The sequence below is a fragment of the Dysgonomonas gadei ATCC BAA-286 genome (genome assembly GCF_000213555.1).
GTDB lineage: Bacteria > Bacteroidota > Bacteroidia > Bacteroidales > Dysgonomonadaceae > Dysgonomonas > Dysgonomonas gadei.
This window is the reverse complement of the sequence record NZ_GL891979.1, coordinates 580,057-592,431: the sequence shown is the minus strand read 5'-3', so window position 1 is coordinate 592,431 and position 12,375 is coordinate 580,057. Positions and strand designations below refer to the sequence as shown.

The 12,375-nt window shown below is 39.1% G+C and carries 7 protein-coding genes; 3 read left to right on the top strand and 4 right to left on the bottom strand.

Going from position 1 to position 12,375, the window contains the following annotated elements:
• Positions 1–33 precede the first annotated feature (33 nt).
• The gene (locus tag HMPREF9455_RS02155; protein ID WP_006797931.1) at positions 34–1,053 is read right to left on the bottom strand and encodes a helix-turn-helix domain-containing protein; all 1,020 of its coding nucleotides are present in this window, start codon (positions 1,051–1,053) and stop codon (positions 34–36) included.
• A 613-nt stretch (positions 1,054–1,666) separates the two neighbouring features.
• On the opposite strand from HMPREF9455_RS02155, the gene HMPREF9455_RS02150 reads away from it, so the two are divergent.
• Entirely contained in the window at positions 1,667–2,542 is an 876-nt protein-coding gene (locus HMPREF9455_RS02150; protein WP_006797930.1) for an AraC family transcriptional regulator, read from the top strand.
• A gap of 95 nt (positions 2,543–2,637) precedes the next feature.
• Here HMPREF9455_RS02150 and HMPREF9455_RS02145 read toward each other — a convergent pair whose 3' ends face one another.
• The 3 genes from HMPREF9455_RS02145 to HMPREF9455_RS02135 are packed head-to-tail and all read right to left on the bottom strand — an operon-like array spanning position 2,638 to position 7,008.
• Complete coding sequence (locus HMPREF9455_RS02145) at positions 2,638–4,152, bottom strand: glycoside hydrolase family 28 protein (RefSeq protein WP_006797929.1); 1,515 nt, start codon at positions 4,150–4,152, stop codon at positions 2,638–2,640.
• Positions 4,153–4,174: 22 nt separating this feature from the next.
• Positions 4,175–5,692, bottom strand: coding sequence for a glycoside hydrolase family 28 protein (locus HMPREF9455_RS02140; RefSeq protein WP_006797928.1), 1,518 nt, complete (start codon positions 5,690–5,692; stop codon positions 4,175–4,177).
• 20 nt (positions 5,693–5,712) lie between these two features.
• Positions 5,713–7,008 (bottom strand): glycoside hydrolase 5 family protein, encoded by a 1,296-nt coding sequence (locus HMPREF9455_RS02135; protein WP_006797927.1) that lies wholly within the window; start codon positions 7,006–7,008, stop codon positions 5,713–5,715.
• Between the two features lie 368 nt (positions 7,009–7,376).
• Between HMPREF9455_RS02135 and HMPREF9455_RS02130 the strand changes: the two genes are divergently transcribed.
• Together HMPREF9455_RS02130 and HMPREF9455_RS02125 are read left to right on the top strand one after the other, a co-directional pair.
• A complete protein-coding gene (locus tag HMPREF9455_RS02130; protein ID WP_006797926.1) occupies positions 7,377–10,580 on the top strand; it encodes a SusC/RagA family TonB-linked outer membrane protein in 3,204 nt (1,067 codons plus the stop codon).
• Positions 10,581–10,605: 25 nt separating this feature from the next.
• Positions 10,606–12,369, top strand: a complete 1,764-nt coding sequence (locus tag HMPREF9455_RS02125; RefSeq protein WP_006797925.1) for a RagB/SusD family nutrient uptake outer membrane protein — start codon at positions 10,606–10,608, stop codon at positions 12,367–12,369.
• The last annotated feature ends 6 nt before the right edge of the window (positions 12,370–12,375 follow it).

Genomic DNA, 12,375 nt, shown 5'->3' with positions numbered 1-12,375 from the left:
ATTGTGATATTAAAATAATTGGGCATAAACAATTCAAGTCGTAGATAATTTTGAGTTAATCAATTTTCGTTGTTCCTGAAAAAACTTATGTCTTTGAATCTCCCCGCCGAATGTTATAAGTGTAGAATATCGCTTCAGAGATTCAATCCACAATGCATGACTTTTACAGATACTTGGATCAAGAGAATTGATCCCACCTATACCATATAATGCAATATGCGAACGAGAAGTATTATTGCTCTCCAGGAGCAAATAAGTTGCATCAATATCTATATTACATAAATATACTGCAATATTAGAATCGGTATTATTATAAATCCCCGAAATCGATATATTTTCTATTTCTGATATCACTTCATTTAGTTCAGCTCTGATAAGTTCCACATCTTCCGCATCAAGGAGATTCAAATCATAGAAATATTTCACCTCCCTTATCACTGAGGCAAACATATCGTGATTAATTATTATTTGAGAATTTTTCACTTTCCGTATTTCGGATACAAATGCACGGTGAGCATTAGTCAATTCTTTTTCTATCATAAAATCCTTATATGGCAATGACTGAACCCTCATAATCTGATAAGACCATTTAAACAGGCGAAATTTAGCCAAACTATCGTAGTGAAGAAAAAATATAAAAGGCAAACTGTTAAATGCACATTTGAATGTTGAGTTTTCTAATGCTCCAAATTTGGAAGCTAATGCTACATATTCCTCTATTCTCTTGGCATAATTTATATTTATATGAGTCATATCTACCAGATTCAACTCAAATATAGCCTTCTTATCCACTTGCGAACCTATGATATTATCGACAGAAAAGCCTAATGCCTGCGATATCTGAGCTACTTCTTCGAACGAAAATCTTACTTCTCCCCGGAGTCTTCTATAAACTGATTCTTTCCCCAAACATAAGATGTCACCTAATACGGAAGCGACTTTTTCTTTTTCTGATTTTGTTAAATTCTCTTTTTCTGTAATTGCAGTCCGTATCGTCCTGATTAATCTGTCATGCGCACTTGTCTCTTTCATCGAATTTATTCCTACATTCATGATTTAATTTCCTTTTAATCTGTTTATAAATAAACTATAGAAAAGACTATTTACTTAACAACACCCCCATTTACACAATCCTTAAACCCTGTAAAGTCATTATAATATAGCAATATTAATTTTGTCGCAAAATTATAGATACAGATACTTTCGAAGCGTACATTTTGTGATTATTATCAAAGTATAATTTTCTTTTATAGCATTTAGCATATTATATATTTCATTTATGACATCCAAGCCACCAACAATGTCAGTAAATGAATCCAAGAGACAGACAATGCAAATAACGAGCCGCACATATTATATTTTTACTTTTTTTGACATTACTAAATAATTAGAATCAATTATTAATCTTTTTTTTCAATCAAACGGTTCAAAAACGAGCATTAGACATACTCAGGCTAGACTATTGACAAATGTTGATCAATCTCACTTTTATTCTTGGCAAGATATACAATATTTGAAATATCTTTCAGACTTTATCTCCCTGCATAGTTAAATCAATTGTTATTTTATGCTAAAAACGACACCATGATTATACGCCATGTTAAAGCTTATACCTTCTTCTGTTTACACCATAAAATTCTTATATTTGCTATCAAACTATATACCTATGGAATCTGTACTCAGAGAAGTGACACCTCTTTCGGAAAGAGATTGCTTCATGATTTTTACGCGAACAAAGAAAGAGTTTACATATCCGGTACATATACATGCCGAATATGAATTGAATTTCATCGAAAACGGTGCCGGTGCCAAACGTGTCGTTGGTGATAGCATGGAAGATATAGAAAATCTGGAACTAGCTCTCATAACCGGCCCCAACCTCGAACATGCATGGTTAAACAATAAGTGCGAATCGGAAGAAATAAAAGAGATTACCATACAATTTCACGGAGATTTATTGAACGAGCATTTATTGCAAAAAAACCAGTTCCGCACGGTAAAGGAAATGTTCGAAAAAGCGCAGTTTGGTGTGGTTTTTTCTCAGGAAACCATTACCTCAATGAGAGAACGGTTATACTCTCTCGCATCGGAGGCCCAAGGTGCGCATTCGGTCTTAAAATTGTTTGGTATATTATATGATCTCTCACTTTCCCCCATGCGTGAACTTTCGAGCCGTTCGTTTAAATCTCACGAACAAAGTTACGATAGCCGGAGGATAGAGCGGGCATACAACTTTATGCTGGAGAATTACAATAAAGAAATAAGACTGGCCGATGTAGCTGACCTTGTAGGTATGACAGAAGTAGCATTCAGCCGTTTTATAAAGAAAAGGACAGGACGAAATTTTATCGATTCGTTAAATGATATACGTCTGGGACATGCCACGCGCCTGTTAGTGGATACAACCCATAGTATTATGGAGATATGTATGGTTTGCGGATTTAATAATCTTTCCAATTTTAACCGGATTTTTAAAAAGAAAAAAGGTTGTACTCCGCGCGAATTCAGAGAAAACTATAAGGAATCGAGGTTTTTCTTATAGGTATAAGAAAAATATAAAAAGAAGCATGAACCTGTATCTAAGATTCATGCTTCTTCCTTTATAAACATTACCGGGCATATAAATGCAAACCTAACCTATTTGAGTATATTATTTGTTATTCTTTCACAGTTTTTTAAAGACACAGCAGGCAATTTAGGATTGGATGGAGAAGGTGCAGCGGTCATATTATTCAGATTCATATTTTTCACTTTATTTGCCTCGATAGCATATGTGTAATGATGCTTCTCTACCTTATCCCAGCCTATATTCCCCTGGTTGAAATATATATTCTCTACATTCTCAAGATATATCACAGGTACATCTGACTGATAAAGTTCTTTTTCCCTGTTTGCATTCAGCCTTAAATCAAAGTTTCCCCCGGCTACTTCTTCCAAGGCACTTTTTCTCAATACAAAGTCGAAGTTATTGAATGTCACATTTTGTATTCGTGTATCATCCGATGCAATCATTACAATTGAGTTTTCACCTACACAAGTGATATTTGTAAAATTGAGGTTTTTGATAATTCCGATATTTGGCTTTTCCGGTATCAGCATCATAGCAGTTATATTTATAGGTTCCCCCTGTCCCCACCAGTCACCTGTATGCAGCCTTGTCTCTATATGTATATTGGAAAAGTTCATATTCTGTACCGATCCGGTATCACTTACAGAAATATTTATACCGCGATTCGAATCATATATGACGATATTGTCGAAATTATAGTTTGACATATGATTCTGATCATGTCCCCCAATGCGTATCCCGCTGGAACGGGATTGTAAGACACAGTTCGACACATTAACATTTTTCGACGGTTTCATTATATCCTTGAATCCGGGATCACCGTGATGATTAGCATATCCGGCTACAACAATAGCATCATCACCACAGGTAATAATACAATTGGACATATTTACATTACTGCAAGAAATAATATCGATTCCGTCGCCATTGGGAATCAATAAATTATTATCTATACTCAGTCCGGTAATCTTAACCCTGTCGCAATGCACAATCAATATTGTCCAATAAGGCGCGTCGATACATTCAAAGTCGGAAAGTGTCACATTTGTGCATTCGCTAAATATAACCATTTGATGAAATCTGTCTTTTGGATACAATGGCCCATCGCCCAGACCGCTAAAAACCTTTCTGAAATTCTCTTTCTGGCGAGTAAATACTTTTTGATCGTCACCTATTGTTTTTGCCTTGCCTTCATACATGAATTCCATGCCTCGCCCGAATATCCTGCCATTTCCGGTGATAGATACATTTTCGGATTTCTCGGTATAAAATATCCCGGCCAATTCCCTGTTATGCCTTTGATACTGCGTAAGATCGGTTGTCGCCTTCAATATGGCTCCGGTTTCGAAGTTAAATTCCACATTTGATTTTAAATTGATAGTCCCCACAAGATAAGTCCCGGACGGTACATGTACTATTCCCCCACCCTCTTTGTGACATTCATTTATAGCTTCCTGTATCTGGGCGGTAGTTAGTGTTACTCCATCATTTTTTGCACCATAATCAATTATATTATAAATCTTGGCGTTTGATGTTATACAAAAACTGAAAAATAAAATAATAAAAAATATCTTGTTAGTCATAGTTCTTATTTATTTGAATATGTTATTTTCTTTTCAATATATTGTTAGATACTTGTGTACAATTTGTTAATGAAATAGCCGGTAGCTTCGGATTGGAAGGAGACGAAACGGCTGTCATATTATTCAACTTCATGTTATTTACCCTTATAGCTTCAATCGCATGTGTATAATAAGATGCGTCTGTAGCATCCCAATCTATATTCCCTTGATTAAAATATACATTTTGAGCATTTTCTATGTAAATAACGGGGATATTGGACTTGTATATCTCTTTTCCCGATACAGTATTTGGCCTGAGATCGAAATTCCCGCCGCTGGTCTTTTCCAATGCACTTTTCCTTAGAATAAAATCGAAATTATTGAATGTTATATTCTCCAGTTTAGTCTCATCCGAAGCATACATTAATATTGAATTCTCTGCTACACATGTAATATTGGAAAAGTTTATATTCTTAACGATCCCGACAGGATTATCCGGCACGCCTCTCATCGCCGATATTTTGATAGGTTCACCCTGTCCCCACCAGTCACCTGTATGCAGCCTTGTCTCTATATGTATATTGGAAAAGTTCATATTCTGTACCGAACCTGAATCCCGCACTGTAATATTGATTCCGCAATTGGAATCAAAGATTGTTATATTATTGAAATTATAATTAGACATATGGTTTTGATCCCATCCACCGATTCTTATTCCACTCGAACGTGATTGAAGTACACAATTGGATATATTAATATTTTTCGATGGTTTGCGTATATCTTTAAATCCCGGATCACCAAAGTGGTGTGCATAACCCGCTAACACGATGGCATCATCGCCACAGGTGATAATGCAGTCCGAAACATTCACATTGCTGCTGGATATAATGTCCAGCCCGTCGCTATTGGGAATCAGCAGGTTATTATTAATCGACAAACCGCTTACTTTTACCCTGTCGCAATGCACGATAAGGAATGTCCAGTAAGGTGCGTCGACACATTCAAAGTCCGATAATGTAACATTATAACAGTTGCTGAATATTATCATTTGCTGAAACCTGTCTTTAGGATATACCGGACCGTCTCCAAGCCCTGCAGACACTTTCCGGAAATCATTTTTCTGACGCACATAATTAAGGACATCCCCACTGATAACTTTTGCACTATCTGCATACATAAATTCCATTCCCTGCCCGAATATCTTTCCGTTTCCTGTGATAGATACGTTTTTTGCATTCTCTGTATAAAATACACCTGCCAGACCATTGTTATCTTTCTGATATTGTGACAGGTCTGTAGTAGCAACTAATGTGGCTCCGGTTTCGAATCTGAATTCTACATCCGATTTTAAATTGATTGTACCTACAAGGTAGTTTCCTTTTGGCACATATACCACTCCTCCACCTTCATAACTACACTGGTCTATAGCTTTTTGTATATAAATAGTAGTAAGTGTTTTTCCATCATTCAACGCGCCGAAATCTTTTACATTGTAAATCGCAGCACTGGAGGCGAGCCATAAATTGATTAATATAAGTTGTAGTAATATTCGTTTATACATAATATACAGTTTTATTTGTTTTATTTTTTACTCTGCATTTCCTTATTAAATCCGGAAATTATATCTATTGTATTATCAGAATGGAATACCGAATATAACCCTTGCTCTTCCTGAGCCGGATCGCCCATATAGTCATCCCCTTTTTCCCAGAATATATGCTGTTTATTTTGCCTGGCAAATCCGCCCCACGCCCAGAAATTGGCACCGGCCAGCATTCCTTTATTATTATAATTATCTTTGACCAAATCGAATACATAAGTATAATATTCATTCCTATTAATTACAGGAGAAGCTATTGCAAATTCAAAATCATCACGGGGATACCCGAATTCTTCTATAACCATAGGCTTTTTATATTTGGACGAGATGCTGAGGTGCTTCTTAATATATATGCCTGTTTGCTCTTTCGAATATTCCAATGTACCTTTCAGGTCATCCTTCTTTGCCCATCCCCAATTGTAAGGCCAGATATGAATAGTCGTATAATCGATCTCTTTGTACGAATGTATCAGTTCCCATAGCTGGATGTCACCTTCACAGCCCTGATACCCCTCGCTTCCTACCGATACCAGATGATTAGGATCGAGTTTTTTTATCTGGCGGGCAACATCACTTATCCATAAAGCAAAAGAGACCTTGTTCTCTTCGGCAAACGCACGAGGTTCATTACCTATCTGCCACGACATTATCACCGGATCATCTATATATCGTTTATTAGTGTAGCGGTTTGTACGTGTAACAATATATTCGACATGGTTGGCAAATAAAGTCTTGCATGAATCACACTTTTGATATTGCTTTACATATTCAGAAAAAGCATTCCAGCCATCTACTGCGGGAATGGGTGCTTTGCCTTTCCCCGCCCATTCAAGATATTGGCTGTATCCTCCCGACCACTCCCACGAATTGTTCAGGAAAAGAACGGCCGACATATTCCTTTTGCCCATCTCTGCCAGCAGAAAATCTAACCCTGCCAGTATGGTATCGTTATAAACACCCGGCGAAGTTTGCAAAGTAGGTTCCACCTTTGCCTTTATTCCATTTATCCCGTCGGCACCTACAAGTATACGCAGGTTGTCAACTCCAATAGCCGAAAGCGAGTCCAGTTCTTTTTCGAGCCTCACCCTATTTCCGCCTTCACCTTCGGAAGAAAGAATAGCTCCATACCAGAAATTAGTACCTATATAGTAATAAGGCTCCCCGTTTTTTAGAAACTGGCCATTTTCGGCTATGGTAATAAAACGGCTATCCGATGTTTGCCCTTTACATCCATATAATATAAATATGGAGACAATAAATAATAAAGAAAATTTCATTTTTAGAGGGTATTAGATAATATTAGAAATGATATTACAAAAATACAATAGATCCCCTTGAAGAGACAAGTATTTATTTATCTCGTTGTAATACTTTTTTATCCTTTTAAATGAAAAATAATACCAATAATGTTAAATTGATATTACAAATAATAAAACAACAAACATTGACAGTAAGGCAATTACATCCAATATCAAAATAACAACTTTCCGAATCAATCTTTTTTTGGCAAAAAAAGTATTATTATATGATAATAAAGTATTTGTTTTTTATGCATCACATAGATACTTTTGTAATGTAAGTTTCTTGCGGAAAATATTATTCCAATAATAATTACTAACTATATTCTTAATCTAAACCTTAAATTATGAAAAGAATACTTTATCTATTATTTTTTCTTTGCATAATCCCGTATGCGGCGTTCGCCCAGGCATATCAGATTTCCGGCCTGGTAACGGATGCAAAAGATGGTTCTCCATTGCCGGGAGTTGCTGTTCAGACACAAGACAGAGTGGCAACAATGACTGATGCCGACGGCCTTTATTCAATCAAGGCTAACAAAGGTGATATTCTCACATTTTCACTCATTGGAATGAAACGCCAGGAAGTAAAAGTGGAATCGGAAAAGAGTATCAACATTGCCATGGAAGATGAAAATATAAACCTGGACGAGGTTGTAGTCATCGGGTACGGTACTGTAAAGAAAAGAGACCTTTCCGGGGCTGTAGGTCAGGTGAAAGCCGATGATCTGCTGAAAGGCAATCCTATGAGCAGTATCAATCAGGCGCTGCAAGGAAAGATGGCGGGGGTCAGTGTTATACAGAACGATGGCGCTCCGGGAGCAGGAATCAGTATCCTGGTTCGTGGAGCAAACTCATTTAAGACCAATTCGCAGCCGTTGTATATTGTCGATGGTGTTCCATACGACGTTGCCTCTATGCCGACAAATGGTTTGCAGAACGGGAATAACCAGACAGCCAATGCATTGGCAAATATCAATCCGCATGACATAGAGTCTATCGAAGTATTGAAAGATGCGTCGGCGACAGCTATATATGGTTCCCGCGGGGCAAACGGGGTTGTATTGATTACTACAAAAAGAGGACAACTAGGTTCTGAAAAAATAGAATTCACGGCCAATTTCAGTATGTCCAATCGCAGTAAGAAGATGGATGTACTCGACCCGGTGACTTATGCTCGTTATGTGAATGAAGGTGTGACCAACCGTAAACTTTACGATGGTGTTTCTTATTTTATGCTGCCATATCCGGGAGCATGGTCGTACAGATATGATGCCAATAATAATATATTGACCGATACGGGTAAATACCTTCCCGGGCCGGAAGATTTCCAGAATCTGGGTATGCGTACAGATCAGTATGGAAATACAACTTCGGTGATGAGTACCGACTGGCAGGACGGCATCTTCCAGACTGCATATAGCCAGGAATATAACATCAGTGTTTCCGGTGCGAGCGATAAAGGATGGCATTCATTTTCCGGTAACTTTATGGATCAGACGGGTATTATTGTGAATTCGGCTTATAAGCGTTATTCGTTGCGTACGAATCTGGGACGTAAGCTGAGAAGCTGGCTCGAGGTGGGTACAAACCTGAGTTATACGAATTCGATAACGGATTTCGCAAAGACAAACTCATCCGAATCTTCTGTGGTTCGTTCGGCACTGATCTTTCCTCCTACATACGATCCTCTGGTAGGCCGTCAGGAATCGAACGAACTGAACTGGTTGGCTGCCAATCCTTATGTATATGTACGTAATACTACAGACCAGCTGAGATCCAACAATGTATTCAGCTCATCTTATATAGAAGTGAAATTTACCGATTACTTAAAATTCCGTCAGAATCTGGGTTTAAGCTATTCGGCAAACAACCGTTACACATTCTACAGCCGCCTGACACAGGAAGGTTATCCGCCGACAAACGGAAGAATAGGGCAAAGTGACAACTGGTGGCAAGGAACTACGGCAGAGTCAATTATGACTTTCGAAAAGACCTTTAATAAGGTACATGCCCTGAATCTGGTGGCCGGTTTCACTTTCGAAGAAGCAAACTGGGGTAATAAGTCGGTAAGCGGATACAATCTGCCTACGGATATAACAGGACCGTATAACATCGGGTCTGCATTGACTATAGAAACTCCTTCATCGGGCAGGGGAATGTCGAGAATGGTATCCTTGCTAGGCCGTGCAAACTATATCTATAATGATAAGTATATAGTTACCGCATCTTACCGTCGCGATGGTTCGAGCAGGTTTATAGAAGGAAATAAATTTGCCAATTTTGCTTCCGGAGCTCTGGCTTGGCGGATCTCTGAAGAGAAGTTCATCAAAGACCTGAATATATTTGATAACCTTAAATTGAGGTTGAGCTACGGACAAACAGGAAATCAGGGGATCAATTCTTATCAGACTTTAGCCAGACTGGGTACAAATAATTATCCGATAGGCAGTTCTCAGGTTAGTGGTTTCTCTGAAGACGTGTACAACGGAGCCCTCAATCCTAACCTGAAATGGGAGACTACAGACCAGTATAATGCCGGTCTCGATATATCTTTCCTTAAAGGAAGAATAAACCTTACAGCAGACTATTATTATAAAAAGACAAAAGATCTTTTACAGAATGTATCGATACCTTCCAATTCAGGATTCAGGAATATGTGGTCTAATGCAGGCTGGGTAAAGAATAACGGACTCGAACTGACAGGTAAATTCTATGCTGTAACGACCAAAGATTTCAGCTGGGATATCGATGCTAACATTTCTTTCAATAAGAATGAAATCGGCGGACTGGCAGGCGATCAGTTTGCTGATCCTCTCTGGTATGCCGCAAGTAATGTATTTATTCAGCGTAACGGCGTTCCTATCGGTGCCATGTATGGTTATGTAGAGGATGGGTTATATGACAATGAAGCCGAGGTGCGTGCCAATCCTATTTATGCCAACGCAGCTGATGCTGTAGTGAAGAGTATGGTAGGTGAAATTAAATACCGCGACCTCGATGGCGACGGAGCTATAACGGCTCACGGAGACAGAACCATCATTGGCGACGCAAACCCTGATTTCGTATATGGTATAACAAATAATCTCCGTTGGAAAGGATTTTCTTTAAGTTTCTTCTTCCAGGGATCTGTCGGGAATGATGTGTATAATGCCAATCTGATGGATATAACAATGACAAATATCGCCAATATCCCACGTTGGGCGTACGAAAGACGATGGACTCCGGACAACCGGGATAACGCAGAATGGCCGAAAGCGATATCGGGCGGATATACCCGCGAATGGAAAATCTCAGACAGATATGTGGAAGACGGGTCGTATCTCAGGCTGAAAAACCTGAATATAGGATATACCTTCAATCCTAAATTCAAAGCTATAGGAGATGTTCAGGTGTATGCCAGTGCAACCAATTTATTCACTATTACGGGCTATAAATGGTTCGATCCCGATGTGAATGCATTCGGCGGAGATATGTCGAGACGTGGTGTGGATTTGAACTCATATCCTTCGAGCAGGACATTCTCGCTGGGGCTGAAAGTCGGTTTTTAAATACATAATTTTAATTATTTGAATCATGAAAAATAAAATCTACAATACAGTGCGGTTAATTCTTCTGGGGGCACTGCTTATAGTGACCATACCGTCCTGTAACGATATGCTGGAAGAGAAAAAATTCGATTTTGTTCAACCCAACGATATTGCCGATTCGGACGATGGCGCTACTCAATGGGTGATGGGTACATACAATCTGCTTATAGATGATATGTTCAGATGGAGTATCTTCCCTACTGCGTTTGATTTCGATTGTGATTATATCAGCGGTCCCGACTGGGCATTCAAAAGTTTCGGGGCAGGAAATTTCCAGTCTATCGATGAAACCAAAAATATGTGGGAGAAACCATACGTCATTATTCACAGGGCTAACTATGCGATAGAAAATATAAATAAGATGAGCAACGTTACCCCCAGGTATAAAGAAAATGCTATAGGTGAACTTCGTTTTCTGAAGGCATATTCTTACTTCCTTCTGGTACGGGCTTTCGGAGAGGTTCCGATCCGAAAAGAATCGATAAATGCTACCGGAGAAGTAAATATCCCCCGTTCTTCTATCGAAGACGTCTATGCCTACATCATAGAATTGCTTAAAGATGCCGAAACGATGATGTATAAGAATACGGATGCGGGATTTGTTGAAGGCCGTGCCTCAGCGGGCGCAGCGGCTTCCCTACTGGCAAAGGTATATGCTACGATGGCATCGGGTGCGATGCCGGCCGGAAACGAGATTATTGTAAAAGGAGGAACCCCTTATGTAATGAATGGTGATACAAAAGTATATACCAATCCGGTGGCAAAAAGATTCACAAAAAAGCAACTTGCCGGATATGCCGCTTTCGATTACAAGGAATATTACGGGCTGGCGCGTGATAAGGCTAAACAGGTGATGGACGGAGTGTACGGGACATATGACCTACTGCCCTATGATAATCTGTGGAAAAAAGAATCATGGAATAAGACCGAACATATCTGGATGTTGCAGTCTATTTCGGGAGACCCTAAATTCGGTATGGCTTATACGGTGGGTTATGCCGGAATATACGACAGCAATGGAAATATCTTCAACGGGCTATGGTACGGCATGCGCGATCATTGGTATAAACTATTCGAAAGCAAAGATTACAGAGCCGAGAAAGGTGTAATGCACCGCTGGGCAAGAAACTTCGATGTTGTATGGAATATAGGATCGTTCTATCCCGATACGGAAGAATACAGAAATAAAGCATTAGGATATACAGATGAACACGGTAATGAAATACCACCTCAGGCGCCATATAACGACGGATTGAGATATACATGTAACAAAGATGCCGCATTCCTTGCCTTTTTGACCAAATACGATGACAGAACGGATAAAACAATTGAAAGAAGTGACGCGCACTGGCCATTCCTTCGTTTTGCCGATGTGGTACTCATATACGCAGAAGCCGAAGCCGAAACAAACGGAGTGCCGAATGATGCGGCATTGGAAGCCTTGAATAAAGTTAGGCGCAGGAGCAATGCTACTGAGAAGACATTGACAGGGACAGGAAATATAGGTTCGATTGTGGATTTTCGTTCGGCCGTATTGGAAGAGCGTGCGATGGAATTTGCTTTAGAAGGCGACAGGCGCTGGGATTTGATTCGCTGGGGTATCTATGTGGATGTGATGAACAATATAGGAGGCACAGACGAATCGGGTATATATAAAGTACGGTCGTCAAGGCATGAGTTACTCCCTATCCCGGCTTCCGAAATGGACTCTAATAAAGAAATCAAAGAAAACAACCCAGGCTGGAGTTAATATTTT